General features: G+C 56.2%; 29 protein-coding genes. 28 read left to right on the top strand and 1 reads right to left on the bottom strand.

Annotated elements, in window-relative coordinates:
* The first annotated feature begins 4 nt into the window (after positions 1-4).
* From rpmC to QEH57_RS20520, 26 genes are all read left to right on the top strand, one after another.
* Positions 5-211, top strand: coding sequence for a 50S ribosomal protein L29 (gene rpmC, locus QEH57_RS20395; protein ID WP_191619624.1), 207 nt, complete (start codon positions 5-7; stop codon positions 209-211).
* Between the two features lie 20 nt (positions 212-231).
* Positions 232-567, top strand: coding sequence for a 30S ribosomal protein S17 (gene rpsQ / locus QEH57_RS20400; protein ID WP_343224827.1), 336 nt, complete (start codon positions 232-234; stop codon positions 565-567).
* Between the two features lie 21 nt (positions 568-588).
* Positions 589-954 (top strand): 50S ribosomal protein L14, encoded by a 366-nt coding sequence (gene rplN, locus QEH57_RS20405; protein ID WP_309008634.1) that lies wholly within the window; start codon positions 589-591, stop codon positions 952-954.
* A 1-nt stretch (position 955) separates the two neighbouring features.
* Positions 956-1,207: a 50S ribosomal protein L24 gene (rplX, locus tag QEH57_RS20410; protein ID WP_309008635.1), complete on the top strand. Its 252-nt coding sequence runs from the start codon at positions 956-958 to the stop codon at positions 1,205-1,207.
* 77 nt (positions 1,208-1,284) lie between these two features.
* Positions 1,285-1,863, top strand: coding sequence for a 50S ribosomal protein L5 (rplE, locus tag QEH57_RS20415; protein ID WP_309008636.1), 579 nt, complete (start codon positions 1,285-1,287; stop codon positions 1,861-1,863).
* Between the two features lie 12 nt (positions 1,864-1,875).
* Positions 1,876-2,181, top strand: coding sequence for a 30S ribosomal protein S14 (gene rpsN / locus QEH57_RS20420; RefSeq protein WP_309008637.1), 306 nt, complete (start codon positions 1,876-1,878; stop codon positions 2,179-2,181).
* A 114-nt stretch (positions 2,182-2,295) separates the two neighbouring features.
* Positions 2,296-2,691, top strand: a complete 396-nt coding sequence (rpsH, locus tag QEH57_RS20425; protein WP_309008638.1) for a 30S ribosomal protein S8 — start codon at positions 2,296-2,298, stop codon at positions 2,689-2,691.
* A 16-nt stretch (positions 2,692-2,707) separates the two neighbouring features.
* Complete coding sequence (gene rplF, locus QEH57_RS20430; protein ID WP_309008639.1) at positions 2,708-3,241, top strand: 50S ribosomal protein L6; 534 nt, start codon at positions 2,708-2,710, stop codon at positions 3,239-3,241.
* A 48-nt stretch (positions 3,242-3,289) separates the two neighbouring features.
* Complete coding sequence (gene rplR / locus QEH57_RS20435) at positions 3,290-3,652, top strand: 50S ribosomal protein L18 (protein ID WP_309008640.1); 363 nt, start codon at positions 3,290-3,292, stop codon at positions 3,650-3,652.
* Positions 3,653-3,659: 7 nt separating this feature from the next.
* On the top strand, positions 3,660-4,307 hold the full coding sequence (rpsE, locus tag QEH57_RS20440; protein WP_343224828.1) for a 30S ribosomal protein S5: 648 nt from the start codon (positions 3,660-3,662) through the stop codon (positions 4,305-4,307).
* Between the two features lie 29 nt (positions 4,308-4,336).
* Positions 4,337-4,789: a 50S ribosomal protein L15 gene (gene rplO / locus QEH57_RS20445; protein WP_309008641.1), complete on the top strand. Its 453-nt coding sequence runs from the start codon at positions 4,337-4,339 to the stop codon at positions 4,787-4,789.
* A gap of 30 nt (positions 4,790-4,819) precedes the next feature.
* Positions 4,820-6,331 (top strand): preprotein translocase subunit SecY, encoded by a 1,512-nt coding sequence (gene secY / locus QEH57_RS20450; protein WP_309008642.1) that lies wholly within the window; start codon positions 4,820-4,822, stop codon positions 6,329-6,331.
* Between the two features lie 171 nt (positions 6,332-6,502).
* The gene (gene rpsM / locus QEH57_RS20455; protein ID WP_309008643.1) at positions 6,503-6,874 is read left to right on the top strand and encodes a 30S ribosomal protein S13; all 372 of its coding nucleotides are present in this window, start codon (positions 6,503-6,505) and stop codon (positions 6,872-6,874) included.
* A gap of 16 nt (positions 6,875-6,890) precedes the next feature.
* Entirely contained in the window at positions 6,891-7,421 is a 531-nt protein-coding gene (gene rpsK / locus QEH57_RS20460) for a 30S ribosomal protein S11 (protein WP_343224829.1), read from the top strand.
* A gap of 44 nt (positions 7,422-7,465) precedes the next feature.
* A complete protein-coding gene (rpsD, locus tag QEH57_RS20465) occupies positions 7,466-8,077 on the top strand; it encodes a 30S ribosomal protein S4 (RefSeq protein WP_309008644.1) in 612 nt (203 codons plus the stop codon).
* A 74-nt stretch (positions 8,078-8,151) separates the two neighbouring features.
* Entirely contained in the window at positions 8,152-9,153 is a 1,002-nt protein-coding gene (locus QEH57_RS20470) for a DNA-directed RNA polymerase subunit alpha (protein ID WP_309008645.1), read from the top strand.
* Between the two features lie 24 nt (positions 9,154-9,177).
* Positions 9,178-9,687: a 50S ribosomal protein L17 gene (gene rplQ / locus QEH57_RS20475; protein ID WP_343224830.1), complete on the top strand. Its 510-nt coding sequence runs from the start codon at positions 9,178-9,180 to the stop codon at positions 9,685-9,687.
* A gap of 91 nt (positions 9,688-9,778) precedes the next feature.
* Positions 9,779-10,012 carry a hypothetical protein gene (locus QEH57_RS20480; protein WP_309008646.1) on the top strand — a complete coding sequence of 78 codons (234 nt, stop codon included), beginning with the start codon at positions 9,779-9,781 and terminating at the stop codon, positions 10,010-10,012.
* Positions 10,013-10,079: 67 nt separating this feature from the next.
* A complete protein-coding gene (gene guaA / locus QEH57_RS20485; RefSeq protein ID WP_309008647.1) occupies positions 10,080-11,621 on the top strand; it encodes a glutamine-hydrolyzing GMP synthase in 1,542 nt (513 codons plus the stop codon).
* A 91-nt stretch (positions 11,622-11,712) separates the two neighbouring features.
* On the top strand, positions 11,713-12,498 hold the full coding sequence (locus QEH57_RS20490) for a hypothetical protein (protein WP_309008648.1): 786 nt from the start codon (positions 11,713-11,715) through the stop codon (positions 12,496-12,498).
* Between the two features lie 54 nt (positions 12,499-12,552).
* Entirely contained in the window at positions 12,553-13,848 is a 1,296-nt protein-coding gene (gene hisD / locus QEH57_RS20495) for a histidinol dehydrogenase (RefSeq protein ID WP_309008649.1), read from the top strand.
* The gene (gene hisC, locus QEH57_RS20500) at positions 13,845-14,939 is read left to right on the top strand and encodes a histidinol-phosphate transaminase (RefSeq protein WP_309008650.1); all 1,095 of its coding nucleotides are present in this window, start codon (positions 13,845-13,847) and stop codon (positions 14,937-14,939) included. The genes hisD and hisC overlap by 4 nt, the downstream gene beginning before the upstream one ends.
* Entirely contained in the window at positions 14,921-15,517 is a 597-nt protein-coding gene (hisB, locus tag QEH57_RS20505; protein WP_309008651.1) for an imidazoleglycerol-phosphate dehydratase HisB, read from the top strand. The genes hisC and hisB overlap by 19 nt, the downstream gene beginning before the upstream one ends.
* A gap of 84 nt (positions 15,518-15,601) precedes the next feature.
* A complete protein-coding gene (gene hisH / locus QEH57_RS20510) occupies positions 15,602-16,225 on the top strand; it encodes an imidazole glycerol phosphate synthase subunit HisH (protein WP_309008652.1) in 624 nt (207 codons plus the stop codon).
* 162 nt (positions 16,226-16,387) lie between these two features.
* Positions 16,388-17,689, top strand: a complete 1,302-nt coding sequence (locus QEH57_RS20515; RefSeq protein WP_309008653.1) for a citrate synthase — start codon at positions 16,388-16,390, stop codon at positions 17,687-17,689.
* 163 nt (positions 17,690-17,852) lie between these two features.
* The gene (locus QEH57_RS20520; protein ID WP_309008654.1) at positions 17,853-18,710 is read left to right on the top strand and encodes a hypothetical protein; all 858 of its coding nucleotides are present in this window, start codon (positions 17,853-17,855) and stop codon (positions 18,708-18,710) included.
* Here QEH57_RS20520 and QEH57_RS20525 read toward each other — a convergent pair whose 3' ends face one another.
* Entirely contained in the window at positions 18,711-19,442 is a 732-nt protein-coding gene (locus QEH57_RS20525; RefSeq protein ID WP_309008655.1) for a VC0807 family protein, read from the bottom strand.
* A 61-nt stretch (positions 19,443-19,503) separates the two neighbouring features.
* Between QEH57_RS20525 and QEH57_RS20530 the strand changes: the two genes are divergently transcribed.
* Both QEH57_RS20530 and acpS read left to right on the top strand, forming a co-directional pair.
* Positions 19,504-20,265 (top strand): pyridoxine 5'-phosphate synthase, encoded by a 762-nt coding sequence (locus QEH57_RS20530; RefSeq protein ID WP_309008656.1) that lies wholly within the window; start codon positions 19,504-19,506, stop codon positions 20,263-20,265.
* Positions 20,266-20,673, top strand: a complete 408-nt coding sequence (gene acpS / locus QEH57_RS20535) for a holo-ACP synthase (protein ID WP_309008657.1) — start codon at positions 20,266-20,268, stop codon at positions 20,671-20,673.
* The last annotated feature ends 17 nt before the right edge of the window (positions 20,674-20,690 follow it).

The following is a 20,690-nucleotide window of genomic DNA, read 5'->3' on the forward strand; positions in this document are numbered from 1 at the left end:
TATAATGAAGACAAAAGACATTCAGGAACTTTCCGTTGCAGAAATCGAAAAGAAGATCCGCGAAACGCGCGAGAAGCTGCTCGACCTGCGCCTAAAGAAGCAAACTGGCCAAGTGGAGAAGACCCACGAGATCACCGCCGCTCGCAAGAGCATCGCTCGTATGGAGACCATCCGTAACGAGAAGATCGCTGCCGAAAAGCAATCCGCCTAACCCCATAGAGAAATCCGGCAATGGAAAATTCACGCAACAAGAGAAAAGACCTCCAGGGCGTAGTAACCTCAATCATGGGCGACAAGTCCATCAAGGTGACCTACAGCTACAAGAAGGCGCACCCTCGCTACCGTAAGGTAATCAATCGCAAGACCGTCGTTCACGTGCACGACGAGGAAAACACCGCTCGCCTTGGCGACAAGGTTGAGATCATGGAAACACGTCCACTCAGCCGTCTCAAGCGCTGGCGCCTCGTCAAGGTCACCGAGCGCGCTCCAATGCTCGGCAAGAAGACGCTTGCTGAGGTTGAAGCCGAGCAGGAAGCCCATCAGGCGGAGTCCGGCGTAGAAGCATAAAGTAGGGAAGGGTAACTAAACATGATTCAATTACGTTCATCCATCCAGATCGCGGACAACACTGGCGCCAAGCGCGCTTGTATGATCCGTCGTCTCGGACAAAACAAGAAGACTGCCGATGTGGGCGACGTTATCGTCGTGAACATCAAGGAAGCTAGCGTCGATTCCTCCGTGAAGAAGGGATCCGTCGTGAAGGCTGTTGTCGTTCGCACCAAGGCTCCTATCCGCCGCAAGGACGGAAGCTACCTTCGCTTCGACTCCAACGCTATCGTTATCCTCGACAACAACGGCAATCCGAAGGGCACCCGCATCTTTGGACCAGTCGCTCGCGAGCTTCGTAACAAGAAGTTCATGAAGATCGTATCACTAGCACCGGAGGTACTCTAAGATGGCTACAGCACACATTAAAAAGGGTGAGGAAGTTGTAGTACTCACGGGCAAGGAAAAGGGCAAGCGCGGCAAGGTTTTGCAGCTGCTCCCAGCTAAGGACCGCGCGATCGTGGAAGGCTTGATGATGATCAAGCGCCACGAGAAGAAGTCCGAAGAGAAGCCGGAAGGCGCCATCGTCGAACGCGAAGGTTCCATCCACGTTTCCAACCTGATGTCCGCGGAAAAGTACGACGCACGCCGCGCTAAGTAACTCTCAATTCGAAAATCGCCGTAACGGCACCGAGAACCAAGAAATTCGGGTCGGAAATCCGGATTCATAAAAAGCCAATGAGCTCTCAAGAAACTCCAGCACTCAAGCAGCATTACATCGATGTAGTAGCCCCAGGCCTCAAGAAGTCCCAGGGCTACCAGAACGACATGGAGATCCCTGTGATCGAGAAGGTCGTCCTCAACATGGGCATCAATGCTTCTGCAGATAAGTCCGTCCTCGAAGAGGCGGTCAAGAACCTCAGCGCCATCGCCGGTCAAGCCGCCGTTCGCACCTACGCTCGCAAGAGCATCGCGAACTTCAAGCTCCGCGAAGGGATGCCAATCGGATGCAAGGTCACCCTGCGTGGCAACCGCATGTGGGACTTCCTCTACCGCCTTCTCGCGGTCGGTCTCCCATCCATCCGCGACTTCCGTGGCGTACATTCCCGTTTCGACGGAAATGGCAACTACTCCCTCGGCGTCACCGATATCACGATCTTCCCAGAAATCGCTACCGACACGCTCAAGTACCAGTCCGGCCTGGAGTTCACTATCGTGACTTCCGCCGCGACGAACGAAGAAGGCAAGGAGTTGCTCACGCTTCTCGGCATGCCGTTCCGCAAGCAAGAGAAGAAGGAAGAAACTACAGCAGCTTAATTATTTTAGAATATGGCAAAGAAATCAGCTATCGCCCGTAACAAGAAGCGTGTACGCATGGTTGCCCAGTACGCAGAGAAGCGTGCTGCCCTTAAGGCAATCATGGCGGATCCCGAAGTTTCCGACGAAGAGTTCTACGCAGCCCGTGACAAGCTCACCAAGTTGCCGCGCAACTCCTCGCCCATCCGCATCAAGAATCGCTGTAACGTCACTGGACGTCCCCGCGCTTTCATCCGCCGCTACGGACTTTCTCGACTCACTTTCCGTGAGCTCGCTCTCCAAGGAAAGATTCCAGGCGTAACTAAGTCCTCTTGGTAAGCGAATAGGCGTTGACGATTTGAAATCACACGATCAAATCGTCCGCTTTTCCAAAATTTACATCTCGAGCCGCGAGTTTGGATATCGCGCGGCTCACAAACCACTAATACAAGTATGCACACTGATCCAATCAGCGACTTCTTAACGCGCATTCGTAATGCGTCTCGTGCCGGCAAGGCGGAGACGTCTGCGCCGCACTCAAAACTAAAGGCAGCTATCGCTAAGGTTCTTCTCGACGAAGGATTTGTCAGCGAAGTGAAGGAAGGTACCGACGAAAACGGTCACAAGACGATTGTGATCGGGCTCAAGTACGTCGATGGGGAAGCCTCCATCAACGGTATCGACCGCGTCTCCAAGCCAGGTCTGCGTCTCTACGCTAAGAGCACCGACATCCCTCGCGTTCTCAACGGCCTCGGCGTTTGCATCCTCACCACTCCGAAGGGAGTTATGAAGGACCGCGATGCCCGCCGCCAAAAGCTTGGCGGTGAACTGATCTGCAACGTTTGGTAAGAAAGGAAAACCAGAAATGAGCAGAATCGGAAAACTTCCAGTCGCTATCCCAGCTGGTGTCAAAATCGACATCAACGGCACAACCGTTAACGTTGAAGGCCCCAAGGGTAAGCTCGAAAAGACTTTTAACTCCGCGGTAGCAATCGCAGTTGAGGACGACCAGATCAAGGTCAGCCCAGCCGATAGCACCCGTTTCGCCAATGCCATGTACGGCACCGCGCGCTCCATCATCTCGAACATGGTGCAGGGCGTCGTGGAAGGCTTCTCCAAGGATCTCGAGATCTCTGGCGTCGGTTTCCAGGCGAACCTCAAGGGCAAGGTGCTGAACCTGAAGCTCGGTTACTCGCACGACTGTAACTACGACATCCCAGAGGGCGTCACGATTACGGTCGACGGTGGAACCAAGGTTAAGGTTTCAGGGATCGACAAGCACATGGTCGGTCAGGCAGCTGCTTCTATCAAGAAGTTCGCTCCAATCGAACCTTACAAGGGCAAGGGTGTTCGCATTGTCGGCGAGCATGTAATCCGCAAGGAAGGCAAGTCGGTCTAAGCCAAGGCTTAGGACTTGAACCGCAAACTCCAAAGGAAGAGTTAACAGATGAAAATTCAGAAGAAAAACGACCTCTTGCAGAAGCGCCGCTGGCGCGTGCGCAAGAAGGCTATCGGCACCACAGAGCGTCCACGTCTCAGCCTTCACCTCAGCAACAAGCACATCTACGCCCAAGCGATCAACGACGAGACGGGTACAACCCTCGCTTTCGTTTCCAGCCTCGGCAAGGACGTGCGCTCCCAGAACCTCAAGGCCAACAACGCTGGCGCGGCTGCCCTCGGCAAGCTCTTCGGCGAAAAGGCTAAGGAAGCGGGTGTCACTAAGGTCGTATTCGACCGTAACGGACGCAAGTACCATGGTTGCGTCAAAACTTTCGCAGATGCCGCTCGCGAGGCCGGCCTAGATTTCTAATTGCCCTATGATGACTTCACAGCAAAACACAGGCGGGCCAGGTCGTTCTGGTCCAGGTGGTAACCGCGGCCCAGGTGGCCCAGGCGGCAATCGTGGTCCAGGGGGCAATCGTGGCCCAGGCGGCAATCGCGGTCCTGGTGGCAATCGCGGACCCGGCGGCAATCGTGGCGGACCTCGCGGTCAGCGCGAAGAGCGCGAAGACGATGGCATCTCCGAAAAGGTAGTGTTCATCAACCGTTGCGCCAAGGTTGTTAAGGGCGGTCGTCGTTTCAGCTTCTCCGCTCTCGTCGTCGCAGGCGACCAATCTGGCAAGGTTGGCATCGGCTACGGCAAGGCGAACGAAGTTCCCGAAGCGATCCGCAAGGGCACGGAGCAAGCGCGCAAGAACCTCGAGCCCGTAAAGCTCAAGGGCGACACCATTCCGCACGAAGTTCTCGGCGAGTTCGACGGTGGTAAGGTCCTTCTTCGTCCAGCGACAACGGGTACAGGTATCATCGCCGGTGGCGGTGTCCGTGCCGTACTCGAAGCGGCTGGCGTTCAGAACGTGCTCACCAAGTCTCTCGGTTCCAACAACCCGAACGCTATCGTCCTCGCAACGCTCGATGGCCTCAAGAAGCTCAAGACCTACGAAGACTATAAGCGTCTTCGCGGTTAATTCTAATTTAACTAAAGGAACTCCTCAAAATGAGACTCCATAATCTATCTAATGTTAAGGGTGCCACGCACCGTCGCAAGCGCGTCGGTTGCGGTGAAGGTGGCGGCCATGGTAAGACTTCCGGTCGCGGCGGTAAGGGACAAACGGCTCGTTCGGGCGGTGGTATCCGTATCGGCTTCGAAGGTGGTCAGATGCCGATCTTCCGTAAGCTTCCTATCCGTGGCTTCAACAACAAGAACTTCCGTACCGAGTACGAAACGGTTAACATCGGCGAGCTCTCGAAGCTCGACGACTCGGTAACCGAAGTAGATCGCGAAGCTCTCGCGGTTGCAGGTCTTGTTCGTTTGAACGACAAGCCGCTTAAGGTTCTCGGCGAAGGCGAAATCACCAAGGCTCTCAAGATCAAGGCTGTTAAGTTCAGCGCTTCCGCTAAGGAAAAGATCGAGAAGGCCGGTGGCGAAGCCATCGTAGCCGAAGCTTAATCCCCGCACTGATCCCCGACTCATAAAGGCATGCTATCTGCGTTTACCAACTGTTTGAAGATACCGGAGCTACGTCAGAAGATTTTTCTGATGCTCTCTCTTCTGTTCATCGCCCGTATCGGCGCGAACATCCCGCTTCCTGGCCTCGATATGAAGCCGTTGCAGGACTATTTCGCTGACCAGACAGCCACGGGCGGCGGCAGCTTGGTCGGACTCTATAACATGTTTACTGGTGGCGCGTTCTTGCGTGGAGCCGTATTCGCCTTGGGGATCATGCCATACATTTCGGCTTCCATTATCTTTCAGTTGATGGGGGCTGTTTTCCCTGCTCTTGCTCGCTTGCAGCAAGAAGGGGAGGCGGGCCGTCAAAAGCTATCCCAGTACACTCGCTACGCCACGGTGATCATCGCCGCGGTGCAGGGCGTGCTGTTGATTCTTGGTCTGCAGAATCCGGGAACGCTGTTCCCTGGTTTCTCGACGGACGGCTACGGCGATATCATCATCGAAGACAAGTTCTGGTTCCTGCTTTCCTCCACGGTCTTCCTGACCGCGGGTGTGGTCCTCTTGATGTGGATCGGCGAGCAGATCACCAAGCTGGGTATCGGAAACGGTATCTCCATCTTGATCACCATTGGTATCATCGCGGACCTTCCTGGCGCGGCCCAAGCGACCTACGACCTGTTCTTCGGTCCGGTTGGCGTTAAGAAGCTGGTCTTCGGCCATGGTATCTTGATGGCGGCGCTTCTGGTTTTGGTCACGGCCGGCTTGGTCGCGGTCATCCAGGCGATGCGTAAGATTCCGGTGCAGTACGCGAAGCGGGTAGTGGGCCGTAAGGTCTACGGTGGACAAAGTTCCTTCATGCCGCTGAAGGTCAACTACGCGGGTGTTATGCCCGTTATCTTCGCCTCCGCACTCTTGTCCTTTCCGCAGCAAATCATCTCCCAAATCGGAGCTGCTTTGGAGCTGCAGTGGATGGTAGACGCTTCCATGTACTTGGCTCACGGTTCGACTTCCTACTATGTGGTCTTCGGTCTGATGATCCTGTTCTTCAGCTACTTTTGGGTTTCGGTCATGTTCCGTCCCATTCAGATCGCTGACGACCTAAAGAAGTACGGCGGCTACGTGCCAGGCGTTCGCCCAGGGCAGCCGACTGCTAAGTTCCTCGATTTCGTGATGACTCGTCTCACGCTCGCGGGAGCGATCTTCCTGACGGTGATTACCGTTTTTCCAGACGTATTGCTTTACCTTTACGAGATCCCGATGCGTGTCGCCATTTTCTTCGGCGGTACCGGTATGCTCATTACGGTAGGCGTGGCTCTGGATACTATGAAACAAATCGAGACACATCTGTTGCAGCGTCACTACGATGGCTTCCTTAAGAAGGGACGCATTCGTGGACGCAACCAAGCTCGTGGCGCCGAAACAGCACTCGGTGGTGCAACCGAACTCAAGAATGTAGGCCAGCTCTATGCGGCGGTGCTTATCATCTTCCTCGTAGGCCTCGCGGCTTATTTCATTCAGATAGCTACAACGACAAATTAATTCTTTACTTTCTTGCGGAGAGGGCTCATTCCGTTGCTCTTTTTTCTTCCGGCGACGTGCTTCGTCCGGTTGGCGACTTTCCTTTCTCAAGAAATAGGCAGTTTTCAGCGATTCTCGCTCACTTTTTGCCGCTCTTCACAACTACTTTTAAACCAATAACTTGCTAGAACCATGCCACGTATCCTAGGCGTTGACATTCCAGCCAACAAGAAGCTCGAATACTCTCTCCGTTACATCTACGGTATCGGACCAACACGTTCAAAGACGATCCTCGCGGAAACTGGAATCGATCCAGACATGCGTGCCAAGGATTTGGACGAGGAGCAGATCAATGCCATCATGGGCAAGATCCAAGAGCTTCAGTTCGTCGTGGAAGGTGACCTCCGTCGCGAGCTCACCGGAAACATGAAGCGCCTCCAGGCGATCAATTGCTACCGTGGCCTACGCCATCGTCGCGGTCTTCCCGTTCGCGGTCAGCGCACGAAGACGAACGCACGTACTCGCAAGGGTAAGGTTAAGACACAGGGCTCGCTCCGCAAATAATTAGGACCATCACGTCATGTCTGAAGAACAAGTAAAAGCTGAAGAAGAAGAAGCGAAGGATGTCGCTGCAGAAGGTGCAGAGGCTGAAGCTCCTGTCGAAGAAGAGCTCATTGGTGGTGTTAAGAAGCAACCAACCGCTCAGGATCTCCTCAAGGAAGAGATCGGCGACCTCAAGATCCGCAAGGCCAAGGGCAGCAAGAATGTCACTACCGGCATCGCCAAGGTCAGCGCGACTTTCAACAACACAATCGTCACCATCACCGACCTCAAGGGCAATACGATCTCTTGGGCCAGCGCTGGTAAGATGAACTTCCGCGGTTCCCGTAAGTCCACGGCTTACGCGGCCCAGATCGTTACGCAAAACGCTGCCAAGGCAGCCATGGCGCACGGTTTGAAGGAAGTTATGATCGAAGTTAAGGGACCTGGAATGGGCCGTGACTCCGCGATCCGCGCGTTCCAGACGCTCGGTCTCGAGATCTCCTCGATCACTGATACGACACCTATTCCTCACAACGGCTGCCGTCCACCTAAGCGTCGTCGCGTCTAGTCGCGAATCGCTTCAATCTCTGAAATCTCAAATCTAAGAAGATCATGGCTCGCTATACCGGTCCTACTACCAAGATCAGCAGACGTTTCGGACAGCCAATTTTCGGCTCTTCCAAGTCTCTCGAAAAGCGCAACTATCCACCAGGTCAGCACGGACCTCGCCTTCGTCGCAAGCAGTCCGAATACTCGATCGGCTTGGGCGAAAAGCAAAAGCTCCGTTTCATGTACGGCCTCATGGAGAAGCAGTTCCGCCGTACCTTCGACAAGGCTAAGGCGACACGTGGCGTAACAGGTACAATTTTCCTTCAGCTCCTCGAAACGCGTCTCGACAGCGTCGTTTACGATCTCGGTTTCACCAAGACTCGTAAGGCTGCTCGCCAGTTCGTGAACCACGGACACATCTGCGTTAACGGCAAGAAGGTCGATATCCCTAGCTACCAGGTCAAGGTCGGCGACGAAATCGAAGTGCGCAACACCACTTCCTCACGCCAGCTCGCGACACGCAACATGGAAGCGAACCGCATGCGCAACGTACCTGACTGGATGACTCGTCAGGACGAAGCATTCCGTGGCGTCGTCAATCGCGAACCAACTCGCGAAGAGCTCGAGCCAAGCATCAACGAGCAGCTAATCGTTGAGTTCTACAGCCGCTTCTAATCGCGACTGTTCTCATTCATACATTTTCATTCCGACCAACTAATTTTAAGCCCATCCGTAGCCCATAACGCAACATGCCGAAACGTATTGGAAAGTTCGAACTGCCAAACCGCCTTGTTAAAGTAGAAGAGGGCTCCTCTTCAACTTATGCGATGTTCCATGCTGAACCCTTCGAAGCGGGTTACGGGCATACCATTGGCAATTCGCTGCGCCGCGTCCTCCTCAGCTCGATCGAGGGCGCTGCAATCGCTTCGGTTAAGATCGAGGGAGTCAGCCACGAGTTTCAGAGTGTTGACGGTATCGTTGAAGACATCACCGATATCGTTCTCAACCTGAAGAAGGTTCTCCTCGTTTGCCACAAGCGCGAAGGGGTCAAGTTGATGATCAACACCAACCGTTCAGGCGCCATCACTGCGGCGGATATCCAGCCGGATTCCAACGTGGAGATCGTCAACCCGGACCAGATCATCTGTACGCTTGACCGCGAAATGCCGTTCACGGCGGAGCTTGAAGTGAAGGTCGGTCGCGGCTACTGCCCTGGCGATGACAACAAGGACGAAGAGGATCCGATCGGCGTAATCGCTATCGATTCTCTTTTCTCCCCGGTTAGCTTGGTCAAGTACGCTGTCGAAGCGACTCGCGTCGGACAGATCACGGACTACGACAAGCTTCTCCTCGAAGTTTGGACCGATGGCCGTATCACTCCGGACGATGCCCTTAAGCAAGCAGGTGCGATCCTGAAGCATCACCTCGATGTCTTCGACAACGTATCTGATGAAAACTACGAGTTTGAAGACGAAGGTGGCGAAGTGAGCGAAGAGCAAAACAAGCTCCGCAAGCTCCTCAACATGAGCGTCAACGAAATCGAACTCTCCGTTCGCGCTGCGAACTGCCTCAACAACGCGAATATCACCACTGTTGGCGAGCTCGCGATGAAGAGCGAACAAGAGATGCTCAAGTACCGTAACTTCGGTAAGAAGTCTCTCAACGAAATCAAAGACAAGCTCGAGTCCCTCGGTCTCTCGCTTGGCATGAAATTTGACGAACGCCTCCTCGATAACAAGAAGGAGCTCTAAACGTAACCTTACACTCAGACAGCCATGCGTCACCGCAAGCATCGTAATCAACTCGGCGTAAAGAAGGAGCACCGCGAAGCTCTCCTCGCCAATCTTTCAACAGCGCTCATCCAGCGCGGCCGCATCAAGACGACCCTCAAGAAGGCTAAGGCTCTTCGCCCCTTCGTCGAGAAGGTCATCACACTCGCCAAGAAGGGTACGCTTCATGACCGTCGCATCGCGATCTCCCGCGTTCGTGACGTAGGCGTGGTGCACGAGCTTTTCGAAGAGAAGGTTGAGCAGTTCAAGGACCGCAACGGTGGATACACTCGTATCTACAAAATCGGTACACGTCGCGGCGACGCTGCTGAGATGGCGCTCATCGAGCTCATCGACGCGGACGACGAAGGCTACGCCAAGAAGGGCAAGGCCAAGGCGAAGAAGGCTGAAAAGCCAGCAGCCGAAGAAGCGGCAGCTCCCGTAGCTGAAGCAGAGGCTCCTGCGGAAGAAGCTCCAGCAGCAGAAGAGACCAAGCAGGAAGAAGAAGCCAAGTAAGGCTGCTCCTCGTCGCTAATCTTTCCTTTTTTCTGAGAATGCGTTCTTCCGCGAAGAACGCATTTTCGCGTTTTTAAAACCAAGCAATTTCGTGCATCCCTTTACCTGGTTCCTCATTCTCTACACTGGCTCGGGCTTGATGGCCATCGCCAGCTTGTGGTTCTACTACGAGAAGAGGGAGAAGCGGGTGTTCGACGTTCGCAGGAAGCGTCGCGTCTTTCACTGCGTGAAGTGCGGCGAATTGTATTCGGTTCGCAAGAAGGACGTATCCGAAGGGCAAGAATGTCCAAAATGCGGATACAATAATTTCGAACTCTCATTCTAACTCACCGGCGCCCGCTGAATACGAGTGACAAGCGCCCCCGCTAGTATCTTTAATCCTCACCTTTATCATGAAGCACCAGACCATCGCGGTACTCGATTTCGGATCTCAATACACACAGGTAATCGCCCGTCGCATTCGCGAGTGCAATGTGTACTCGAAGATCTATTCCTATAAGACTTCCGCCAAGCAGCTGGAAAAGGACGGCGTGATCGGAGTTATTCTCTCTGGTGGACCTTCAAGCGTCTTGGCTCCCAAATCGCCGCAAGCGGACAAGAAGATCTTTTCCTTGGGCGTGCCGGTGCTGGGGATTTGCTACGGCGTACAGCTGATCGCCCACTTGCTCGACGGCAAGGTCGAGAAGAGCAAGGAGCGCGAGTACGGACACGGTACGCTCACCATCGCTCGCAAGGGCAGCCTTTTCCGCGGTTTGCCGAACAAGCTGCGCGTTTGGAACTCCCACGGCGACCGCCTTGCCAAGCTGCCGAGCGGTTTCGCGGCCATCGCTTCGACTGAGAACTCCAACTACGCGGCGATCGCCGACGAGAAGCGCAAGATCTACGGCATCCAATTCCACCCGGAAGTGGACCACTCCGAGGGAGGCATCAACATTCTCGAAAACTTCCTGCGCAAGATTTGCGGCTGCAAGGGCGATTGGTCCATGGCTGACCTCGCTCGCGAATCGATCGAAAACATTCGCAAGATCGTTGGTAAGGATCGCGTGCTTCTCGGCTTGAGCGGCGGCGTTGATTCCTCTGTAGCGGCAGCCCTGATACACAAGGCGATCGGACGTCAGTTGACCTGCGTATTTGTCGACAACGGCCTGCTTCGCCTGCACGAGCGCGAGCTCGTGGTCGACCTCTACAAGCGCAACTTCAACATGGATGTACGCGTCGCTCGGGCAGGGGCCAAGTTCCTGACCGCGCTCAAGGGGGTCACGGATCCCGAGAAGAAGCGCAAGATTATCGGAAAGACCTTCGTGAAGGTGTTCCAGGATTCGCTCAAGCGGATCGGCGATGCGAAGTTCCTCGCCCAGGGTACCTTGTATCCGGACGTGATCGAGAGTATCGCCATCGATGGGAATCCAGCGGCGACTATTAAGAGTCACCACAACGTAGGCGGATTGCCCAAGAGCATGAAGTTCAAACTGCTCGAGCCGCTGCGCGAGCTCTTCAAGGACGAAGTTCGCGCCTTGGGCACGGCTCTCGGATTGCCCAAGGAAGTCGTTTGGCGCCAGCCGTTCCCAGGTCCTGGCCTCGGCGTTCGCGTGCTTGGCGAAATCAATAAGCGTAACTTGGATATCCTTCGCAAGGCGGACGCAGTATTGCACGAGGAGATGATGGAGTCCGAGCTTTACTACAAGGTGTGGCAGTCGTTCTGCGTATTCCTGCCGGTTCGCACCGTGGGCGTGATGGGCGACGAGCGTACTTACGACAACGTGATCGCGCTTCGTATCGTGGAGAGCAAGGACGCCATGACAGCCGACTGGTCGCGGGTTCCTTACGAGGTGCTGCAGCGTGTATCGACGCGTATCATCAACGAAGTCGAAGGCGTTAACCGAGTGGTGTACGACTTGAGCTCGAAGCCTCCCGGCACTATCGAGTGGGAATAGCGTATCCGCTTCTTCATTACTAACTTTTTGGCGGAGCGGGGGAAATCCTGCTCCGCTTTTCAATCTCTAGAATTCTAGCCCCAACCCTCATATGAATAAGTTCATCCCCCGTTTCATTGCCCTGGTCGCGTCCCTCTTTTTGTTTGCGCTAAATTCGTCCGCTCAAAGCGCGGCGACGAAATCGGAATTGTCGGACGCGGAAAAGGCGAAGATCATTGAAGAAACCGTGGCTTTGGGCCGCGCTTATATGGGGGGCGACTCCAAGCTGAACGCCATCGACTCGGTTCGATTCGAGGGTGTGCTGGTTTACGCTGGTGGCCAGTCGGGCACGGTAGAGTCGATCATGAAGAAGCCAGGTTACTACCAGTTCATTTCTTCGATCGCCGGTATCCGGGAAACCTCTACGCTCAATCCGACCAGCGCGTGGCGTAAGCTGGAGAACTTCCAGGAACCTGGCGCCTACACGATGAGCTTCTACGACGTCGATGAGTTGCGTTACTTGGAAGCGACCATTGCCGATAGCCTTGGTTTCTTGAAGGCGCCCAAGACGCGGAATGGACGCATCGAATTCGTGGGCAAGGGAAAGGTGCGCGGCAAGTCGGCTGTGATCCTGAACTACGTCTACAACGATCGCATCTGGTTTCGCCGCTACTTCGACCCGGAAACGGGCCGAGTGATGTTCATGCAGAGCTCGAAGGGGATGGTCTACACCTACGAGGGGGATATCGAGGCCGGTGGAGTGCGCTTCCCGAAGAAGGTGCTCGTTAGCTACATCTCGCAATATGGGGAATCGACGATGGAGATTTCCTATTCGAAGGCGGAGGTAAACCTCGACGTCGATTTGGAGCGCTTCCGCGTTCCGCAGGTCGGGGAGTAGGGTAGCGCAAAATTCTCTTTGCCTTGCGCGTAGGCGCATAGCAAAAGTGTCGCCATGGCAGACTTGGCCTACAGTTCACGAACCTTTTGGGATAAGCTTTCCGCTTTCTGCAAATCAGCTGAGGTACCTCAGTCGATTGTGGATACAGCGTCTTCGGTGCTTGGGGAAGTCCGCGAGCACGGCGATGCCGGCATCGCGAAGGCACTCAAGCGCATCGATAAGGTGTCGCTCGCTCCCGAAGCGTTCCCCATCAGCCGCGAGGAAATGAAGGCGGCGGCGCGTCGTCTCCCCAAGGGAGATGCGCAGGCGATCAAGGACGCGGTCGCATCCGTTACCGAGTTCCACAAGCACGCCTTGCCTAAGTCCTGGACAGCCAAGAACGCTCATGGGGCCACGATTGGCGAACGTTTCTATCCGCTCGAACGCGTCGGGCTCTACATCCCTCGCGATCTCGTATCCACCGTCGTGATGACCGCTTCCTTGGCGAAGTTGGCAGGGGTGAAGGAGATTGTCGCCTTCACGCCCTGCGGTGCGGACGGCAAGGTCAACGACGGTTGCCTCGCAGCCATGTATTTGTCGGGGGTCACGGAAGCTTACCGCTTTGGCGGCATCATGGCCATCGGCGCCGCGGCCTACGGTACGGAATCGATCAAGCCGGTGCTCAAGGTTTACGGTCCGGGCAATGCCTTCGTGGTCGAGGCCAAGCGGCAGGTGTACGGAACCATTGGCGTCGATCTGTTGCCGGGCCCCAGCGAATTGCTGGTGATCGCCGACGAGCATGCCGACGCGCAATTTGTGGCTTCGGACCTGCTGGCCCAGGCTGAGCACGGCTCCGGTCGCGAAAAGATTTTCCTCGTGAGCCTTTCCAAGGAAAAGACCAAGGCGATCCGTGCGGCCATCCGCGAGCAAATGAAGAGCTTGCCACGCAAGGACGCGATCAAGTCCGTGCTCAAGGACGGGTTCTTTTCAGTGGTCGTCAACGACTACGAGGAGGCAGCTGCCGTCGCCAACTACGTGGCTCCGGAGCACATGGAGCTCGAGGTGGACCCCAAGCAGTTCAACAAGCTCATCAAGTCGATCACGACTGCCGGCGCGATCATGCAAGGCGCTTGGTCGGCTACGGCCTTGGGTGACTTCGTTGCGGGGCCAAGCCACGAATTGCCGACCGGCCGTTCGGGCCGCCACTTTAGTGGCCTGCAGATCAGCGATTTCATGCGCCGCTCCAGCTTGGTCCGCTACACCGAATCCGCCTTGGGCAAGGCTGCTTCCACGGTAGAAGCCTTTGCTCGCATGGAAGGCTTGGAGGCGCACGGCCGTTCCGTTAGCTCTCGACTCGGGAGAAAGTCATGAGCGCAGCGAATTCACCTTTCGAATACGCGCTTCCCCATATTCAGAAGTTGCACGGTTACACGCCCGGCTTTCAGCCGAAGGGCGACGGTTGGGTAAAGATCAATACCAACGAAAATCCGTATCCGCCCAGCCCATCGGTGAGCCTCGCGATTCAAGAGGCCATGGGGGAGGGTTTGCGCCTGTATCCGGATCCACGCAGCTCGGCCCTGCGCGAGGAGGCGGCTCGTCTGCACGGCGTGACGCCTGAGCAGGTTATCTTTGGCAATGGATCCGACGATATCCTGAATCTGCTCGTGCGAGCGTTTGCGAGCGAAAGCCCCGCGGGATACTTGCTGCCGAGCTATTCCTTGTATCCGGTGCTCTGCGGTATCCAGGATACGGGTACGGTAGAGGTTCCCTTCGATCGCTCGATGGAGCTTCCGTTCGACGCTCTCGAGAAGGTGGACTCGAAGATTCTCTTCATCACCTCGCCGAATGCTCCGACAGGGGTGGGCTTCTCGAACGCGGACCTTTCTCGCGTGATCGAAGGCTTCGACGGGATCGTGGTCGTGGACGAGGCCTATGCTGACTTTGCCGAGGAGAACGCCACGACGCTGCTTTCCAAGTATCGCAATCTGGTGGTGACGCGTACCTTTTCCAAGTCCTACGGCCTCGCCGGCCTGCGGCTCGGATACGCTTTGGCGGATGCTGAGGTGATCGACATTTTGGACCGGGTGCGCGACAGCTACAACGTGAACCGGCTCTCTCAGGCGGGCGGTCTGGCGGCCTTGAAGGATCAGAGCTACTTGAAGGCAGTGGCGGCCAAGATCTGCCGGACGCGCGACTACTATCGAGCGGAGTGGGAGAAGCTGGGCTGGTTTTGCTATCCTTCCCAGTCGAACTTCCTGTTCGTCGAACCGCGCAATGCGGCGGGCGAGGCCGGCGCCGCGGTCGCTCAGGAGCTCTTCGAGTATTTCAAGGAGCACAAGATCCTTGTCCGCTATTTCCCTTCCAGTCCCTTGACTGACTCCTTCCTGCGAATCAGTGTGGGCGACGAAGATCAAATGCTCCAAGTGAGCGAAACCATCCAAAAATGGCTGAAGAACGCATAGCATCCCTCAAGCGCACGACGAAGGAAACTTCGATCGAGGCGGAGCTGAAAATCGACGGTACCGGTATCGCAAATGTCGATACGGGCATTCCGTTCTTCGATCACATGCTTACGCTCTTCGCGGGGCACGGTCTTTTCGACCTGACGGTCAAGGCGGAAGGTGACATCGATGTTGACTACCACCACACTGTTGAGGACGTGGGAATCGTCTTGGGCGACCTTTTCAAGCAGGCTCTCGGCGACAAGGCGGGGATCACGCGCTATGGGTTCTTTATCCTTCCGATGGACGAGTGCCTGACCCGCGTGGCCATCGATCTCGGAAATCGTCCCTTCCTGCAGTACAACGTGGTTTCGCCCACCAACTACGTTCGCGACTTCAATATCATTTTGATCAAGGAATTCTGTCGCGCCTTTTCGAATACGCTAGGTTCTAACCTCCACATCGAGCTTGAGTACGGCGAAGAGCCGCACCACATCGTGGAAAGCATTTTCAAGTGCATGGCCCGAGCCATCGACGCGGCCTCTCGTGTCGACCCGCGCATGGAAGGCCGTCTGCCGTCTACCAAGGGAATGTTATAGAAAAGGGCTAAAGACTGAGGGAGAAGGAATGAAGTGGCGTAAGCGAACTTCGGCCTTCCGCCTTCAGGCCAAACACCTCTGTTAATGAGCAAAGATATTGCAGTTATCAATTACGGCATGGGCAACCTTCGCAGCGTAGAGAACGCTTTGGCGAAGATCGGGGCCAAGCCGAGAATCGTAGCCACTCCGGAGGAAGTCGGGGAGGCGGATGGATTGGTCTTGCCAGGAGTCGGCGCCCTGCGGGATTGCGTGGACGGGCTCAAGGCCGTTCGCTTCGACGCCTTTATTCACTCTTGGGTTAAGGAAGAACGTCCCTTCATGGGGGTCTGCCTCGGTCTGCAGGCTCTCTTCGAGCATTCGGAAGAGGACGACGTGACCGGTCTCGGCGTGTTGCCCGGCAAGGTAGTCCGCTTCAAGTCGCGTCCCGGCCTGACCATCCCGCACATGGGATGGAATCACGCTAGGCTGGTGCAACCCGGTTCGCCCTACTGGGAGAATTTGGACGCGGAAAAGGACCGTTTCTACTTCGTGCACAGCTACCACATCCAGCCGGAGGACCCGTCGATCGCCTTGACGGTTACGGACTACGATGGCGAGTTCGCGAGCTCCGTTGCGGTTGGGTCCTTGATGGCCAGCCAGTTCCACCCGGAGAAGAGCCAAGCCAAGGGATTGCAGCTGTACGCGAACTTCGTCGCCCAGTGCTCGTAGATTAGCGAAATTGTTGAGAAGCTGTAGTTTAGCTAATATCGCGTTTCGCGGTAGCCCACCCTTTACAAGGGGGGCTCGGAAGGCTAGTTAGTTGGGTTTTCGTAAATCGGACTTCCCGATTCTTATTACCGCCAAGATCCATAAACTGACTTCAGCCTGACGATGAGCAAAGAGGCCATTCTCAAAATCGACGATAAAGAACTCGCTTTCCCCATTATCGAGGGAACCGCGAACGAGAAAGCAATCGATCTGCGCACCTTGCGTGCCCAGACTGGTTACATCACCTTCGATGAGGGGTTTGGAAACACCGGTTCCTGTCAGAGCGAGATCACATTCATCAACGGCGAGAAGGGGATCCTTCGCTACCGCGGCTATCCCATCGAACAGGTCGCGGAAAAGTCCGATTTCGTAGATTCCTCCTACCTCATCATCTACGGCGAGCTGCCGACCGAGGAGCAACGCCACGAGTTCCTCCGGGAGCTGATCAAGAACTGCAACATCGACACCCGTATGGTGCGCCAGTTCGAGGCCTTTCCGCCGTCCGCTCATCCGATGTCCATCCTGACCTCCATGATGGGCTCCCTGAGCAGCTACTATCCGGAGCTTTCCACCAATGACCGCGAGCTCGACCTCGAAAATTTCGACCGCTCCTGCGCCTCCGCTATTTCCAAGGTGATGACGGTCGCGGCGATGTCCTACCGGATCTCGAACGGCCTTCCCATCAACTACCCGAAGAAGGACCTGAGCTATGCGGAAAACTTCCTGCATCTCATGTTCTCGAGCCCGAACGACGAGTACGAGGCTCCTAAGGAAGTAGCCGAAGCTCTGGACCTGATCCTCCTCCTCCACGCGGACCACGAGCAGAACTGCTCTACGTCGACGGTGCGCATGGTAGGCTCCAGCGGCGCCAATCTCTTTGCTTCCGTGACGGCGGGCATATGCGCCTTGTGGGGGCCTTTGCATGGCGGCGCCAACATGGCTGTCATCAAGATGCTGGAAGCGATCCACGCCGAGGGCGACGACGGCACCCGCTTCATCGAGGAAGCGAAGAGCGGCAACAGCGGCAAGCGCCTCATGGGCTTCGGTCACCGTGTCTACAAGAATTTCGATCCGCGCGCCAAGATCATCGGCAAGGCCTGCGAGCGCCTTCTGGAAGCGCTCGGCACCAAGGACCCGTGCCTCGACATCGCTCGCAACCTCGAGAAGGCGGCCCTCAACGACGACTACTTCATCAAGCGCAACCTGTACCCGAACGTCGACTTCTACTCCGGAATCATGATGCGGGCCATCGGCATCCCTCTCGACATGTTCACGGTCATGTTCGCTATCGGCCGCATGCCGGGCTGGGTCGCCAACTGGCACGAGGTCGCCTCGGCCCCGAAGGGCAAGATCAACCGCCCTCGCCAAGTCTACCAAGGCGAAGCGGAGCGTGACTTGCCAGCGGACTACAACCGCCGCGGCTAGTTTCCGGCGAGAGTTCAACTTTCAAATCGGCCACTCCCAAAGGGTGGCCGTTTTTTGTAGGTTGCTCCCTTCGAGGCGCGACCGTCGTGCTCCGCATTGATTCCTACTGTTTGCGCGGAAATCGAGCGACTTTGCCCCAGCTTTGGCTGCATATTGTAAGCCTATGTTTCGTACCAGAGTTATCCTGCTGTTGGCGTTTGCTCTCGCAAGCGGCTTTGAGCTAGTCGCTCAATCCTCGAGCGGGGGTGGCTATGTATTCTCTGGCGTGGAGCCTCTCAAAGGTTTTAAGAGGGAGCTATGTCCGGTGGTGGGGGCTGAGAAGAAGAGGTTGCTTATCGAGACCTCTTCCGGGCTTAGGAAGTCTAGGTTTGGCCAGACTTTCGTATCGCTGAGAGCGAAGCTGGTCGCGACCGAGCATTACGCGGAAATCCGGAACTTCGATTTCTCCTTCGAAAACCGAGCCCAATTCAGGCGGGACGGGGCCCTGCAAAGCGCCTTGGAGGCGGATGCCGAATACGCGCAGGCGAAGATCGACCAGATTGATACCACCGATAGGCCGGTGGTCGAGGGGCAGCCGAGGAACATGAGCAAGGAGGAGTTTCGCGAGGCTCTGTCCGAGAGCAGCGCTGCGAGCCGCAATCTGCAGGAAGGCTTGTTTGGGCGGGCAAGCCAGTTGGCGGACACGATTTACCTGTCCTTCGATATCGTGCCGGAGGGCGACTACGAGGAGACCTTCGCTGCTGTCGTCGTGGTGCACGACCAGTTGGACGCGGAGGGGAATTTGCTCGGAAGGGTAGCGATTCCCAGCTTGGAACGGTCGGGCGATCTCGAAGCTGGAGTCGCGAACTCGGTTGCGATCCAGCTGCGGACCCGGGAACAGCTCTTGAGCAACTTGGAGCTCTCCGTGTTCCTGTTTACCCGTACCGGCGAGCCGATTGCGACGAACCTTTCCGGCGCCGTGAAGGAGCTTGGCCCGGAGGCGTTCGAGGCTGTCGAATCCGAGCTTCGGGCGCGGCAGTAGCTACTTCGCTTTCGCGGTATGCTGCTCGTGCAGCAGCCCTTCGAAATCGAGTCCGGTGAGCTTCTTGAGCCCTTTGACGAGGCGCCAGAGGGCGTAGACCAGGATGGCCATGGTCGGGGCGGTGATCACCAGCCAGGAGACCCAGGTGAGGGTGGCGATTTCGTTGTTGAAGCTTTCCGTGCCGCCGGGGCTCTTCACGATCATGGATGCCAAAACGAAATTGAGCGCGGCGCTGATCAGAAAACTGAATACAAGCAGCCAGTTCGCCACTTTGAACTGCGATTCGAGCTCGGCTTGCTTTTCGCTGGTGTCGATGTGGCTTTGGATCTTTTGCACGTCGAAGATTTGGTCGTTGAAGAGGAAGGTCTTCAAGAGGGAGTTCTTGCGTTTCGCGGTAGCGAGCACCAGTACGCCGATCATGAGCGGCATCGCGGTTTCCTTGATGACCACCCACTTCGGCTCCGCTTCCATCAAGCCGATGCCTCCGGTCAGCAGGATGTTCAGGAAGCCGAATATGGAAATGATGTTGTAGTTCTTCCGTTGGGAAAAGTCGTAGAGGAAGTAGCCAACCGGGAAGGCGAGGGCGGCCACCAGCCCGAGCACGGGGCCGAGCCGGTCTTCGCCGCTGGCGTACTTCAGCACCATGATGGGAAGCGCCAAGTTGCAGAGAAGGTTTACGAAGAAGTTCTCTTGTTTTTTAGGTGTGGCTAGGGGGGCGGGAGCGTCGCTCATTCTTTGGAAGCTTTGGTTGCGTCAGGCTATGGCAATCCTATACCTTGCCGAAAATACGAATATGTCTAGTAAAAGCATCCTCCTCGGCGTCAACATCGACCATGTCGCCACCGTCCGCCAAGCACGATACAAGGACAGCCCCCGCGGCTGCGGCCAGTTCGTCGAACCCGATCCCATCACGGTCGCCCTGCTTTGCGAAAAGGCGGGAGCCCAAGGGATCACCGTCCACCCGCGCGAGGACGCCCGCCACATCCAGCAAGCGGACGTACGACGCCTGCGGGAGTGCATCGCGACCCGCCTGAATATGGAGATGGCGGCTACGGACGAAATGCTCGCTTTCGCTTTGGAAGTGCTGCCGGAAACGATTTGCGTGGTTCCGGAAAGTCGTGAAGAAGTTACGACCGAAGGGGGCCTCGAGGTGGCTGGGCAGTTCGAGCGCATCGAGCGCATCGTCAAGTCCGCCGCGGATGCAGGGATCGAATCGAGCCTTTTCATCGATCCCGTAGCAGAGCAAATCGAAGCCTCTGCCAAGGCGGGAGCCAAGTACATCGAGCTGCACACGGGCGCGTATGCGAATGCCTACTACAAAGCCAGCGAACGGCAGGCGGAGTACGACCGACTGGTCGAAGGCGCTACGCTGGCTGACGAGCTAGGCCTCATCGTCAACGCTGGCCATGGCATTAACTACGTAAACGTAGGCGAGGTGATCACCATCCCCTACCTGCACGAACTCAATATTGGCCACAGCATCATCAGCCGCGCCCTGTTCTTCGGCATCGACGAAGCGGTACGCGAGATGAAGGCCTTGATGGCTGGAGCCTAGATGGACGCGATCAACCTGCCGTTCAAGGGGCCGGTGCTTGGCATTGGTGTCGATATCGTATCCGTTTCTCGGATTCGTGGTTTGATCGAACGGCAGGGAGATCGCTTTTTGAACAGGGTCTATACTCCGGTGGAACTGGAGTATTGCTCGAGATTCAAGGATCCTAGCGAACGCTACGCAGCCCGCTTCGCGGCAAAGGAAGCGGTGGCGAAAGCTTTTACCACGGGGATTGGCGAACACTTGAGCTGGACCTCGATCGGCGTTGTATCCGGAGGACGGGGACAACCAGAAATCGAACTCGACGAGCTCGGGCAGGCCTTGCTCCGCCAAGTCGGTGGCAAGCACGTGGCCATCAGCCTTTCGCATACCGAAGACACCGCCATCGCTTTCGCATCGATTATCGGCTAGGTTGCGAGCGGTCAAGA

The sequence above is a fragment of the Pelagicoccus sp. SDUM812005 genome, assembly GCF_031127875.1.
Lineage (GTDB): Bacteria > Verrucomicrobiota > Verrucomicrobiia > Opitutales > Opitutaceae > Pelagicoccus.

Excerpts from the sequence above, each read along its gene's own strand:
- rpmC (WP_191619624.1), top strand. The coding sequence starts at position 5 with ATGAAGACAAAAGACATTCAGGAACTTTCCGTTGCAGAAATCGAAAAG.
- rpsQ (WP_343224827.1), top strand. The coding sequence starts at position 232 with ATGGAAAATTCACGCAACAAGAGAAAAGACCTCCAGGGCGTAGTAACC.
- rplN (WP_309008634.1), top strand. The coding sequence starts at position 589 with ATGATTCAATTACGTTCATCCATCCAGATCGCGGACAACACTGGCGCC.
- rplX (WP_309008635.1), top strand. The coding sequence starts at position 956 with ATGGCTACAGCACACATTAAAAAGGGTGAGGAAGTTGTAGTACTCACG.
- rplE (WP_309008636.1), top strand. The coding sequence starts at position 1,285 with ATGAGCTCTCAAGAAACTCCAGCACTCAAGCAGCATTACATCGATGTA.
- rpsN (WP_309008637.1), top strand. The coding sequence starts at position 1,876 with ATGGCAAAGAAATCAGCTATCGCCCGTAACAAGAAGCGTGTACGCATG.
- rpsH (WP_309008638.1), top strand. The coding sequence starts at position 2,296 with ATGCACACTGATCCAATCAGCGACTTCTTAACGCGCATTCGTAATGCG.
- rplF (WP_309008639.1), top strand. The coding sequence starts at position 2,708 with ATGAGCAGAATCGGAAAACTTCCAGTCGCTATCCCAGCTGGTGTCAAA.
- rplR (WP_309008640.1), top strand. The coding sequence starts at position 3,290 with ATGAAAATTCAGAAGAAAAACGACCTCTTGCAGAAGCGCCGCTGGCGC.
- rpsE (WP_343224828.1), top strand. The coding sequence starts at position 3,660 with ATGATGACTTCACAGCAAAACACAGGCGGGCCAGGTCGTTCTGGTCCA.
- rplO (WP_309008641.1), top strand. The coding sequence starts at position 4,337 with ATGAGACTCCATAATCTATCTAATGTTAAGGGTGCCACGCACCGTCGC.
- secY (WP_309008642.1), top strand. The coding sequence starts at position 4,820 with ATGCTATCTGCGTTTACCAACTGTTTGAAGATACCGGAGCTACGTCAG.
- rpsM (WP_309008643.1), top strand. The coding sequence starts at position 6,503 with ATGCCACGTATCCTAGGCGTTGACATTCCAGCCAACAAGAAGCTCGAA.
- rpsK (WP_343224829.1), top strand. The coding sequence starts at position 6,891 with ATGTCTGAAGAACAAGTAAAAGCTGAAGAAGAAGAAGCGAAGGATGTC.
- rpsD (WP_309008644.1), top strand. The coding sequence starts at position 7,466 with ATGGCTCGCTATACCGGTCCTACTACCAAGATCAGCAGACGTTTCGGA.
- QEH57_RS20470 (WP_309008645.1), top strand. The coding sequence starts at position 8,152 with ATGCCGAAACGTATTGGAAAGTTCGAACTGCCAAACCGCCTTGTTAAA.
- rplQ (WP_343224830.1), top strand. The coding sequence starts at position 9,178 with ATGCGTCACCGCAAGCATCGTAATCAACTCGGCGTAAAGAAGGAGCAC.
- guaA (WP_309008647.1), top strand. The coding sequence starts at position 10,080 with ATGAAGCACCAGACCATCGCGGTACTCGATTTCGGATCTCAATACACA.
- QEH57_RS20490 (WP_309008648.1), top strand. The coding sequence starts at position 11,713 with ATGAATAAGTTCATCCCCCGTTTCATTGCCCTGGTCGCGTCCCTCTTT.
- hisD (WP_309008649.1), top strand. The coding sequence starts at position 12,553 with ATGGCAGACTTGGCCTACAGTTCACGAACCTTTTGGGATAAGCTTTCC.
- hisC (WP_309008650.1), top strand. The coding sequence starts at position 13,845 with ATGAGCGCAGCGAATTCACCTTTCGAATACGCGCTTCCCCATATTCAG.
- hisB (WP_309008651.1), top strand. The coding sequence starts at position 14,921 with ATGGCTGAAGAACGCATAGCATCCCTCAAGCGCACGACGAAGGAAACT.
- hisH (WP_309008652.1), top strand. The coding sequence starts at position 15,602 with ATGAGCAAAGATATTGCAGTTATCAATTACGGCATGGGCAACCTTCGC.
- QEH57_RS20515 (WP_309008653.1), top strand. The coding sequence starts at position 16,388 with ATGAGCAAAGAGGCCATTCTCAAAATCGACGATAAAGAACTCGCTTTC.
- QEH57_RS20520 (WP_309008654.1), top strand. The coding sequence starts at position 17,853 with ATGTTTCGTACCAGAGTTATCCTGCTGTTGGCGTTTGCTCTCGCAAGC.
- QEH57_RS20525 (WP_309008655.1), bottom strand. The coding sequence starts at position 19,442 with ATGAGCGACGCTCCCGCCCCCCTAGCCACACCTAAAAAACAAGAGAAC.
- QEH57_RS20530 (WP_309008656.1), top strand. The coding sequence starts at position 19,504 with ATGTCTAGTAAAAGCATCCTCCTCGGCGTCAACATCGACCATGTCGCC.
- acpS (WP_309008657.1), top strand. The coding sequence starts at position 20,266 with ATGGACGCGATCAACCTGCCGTTCAAGGGGCCGGTGCTTGGCATTGGT.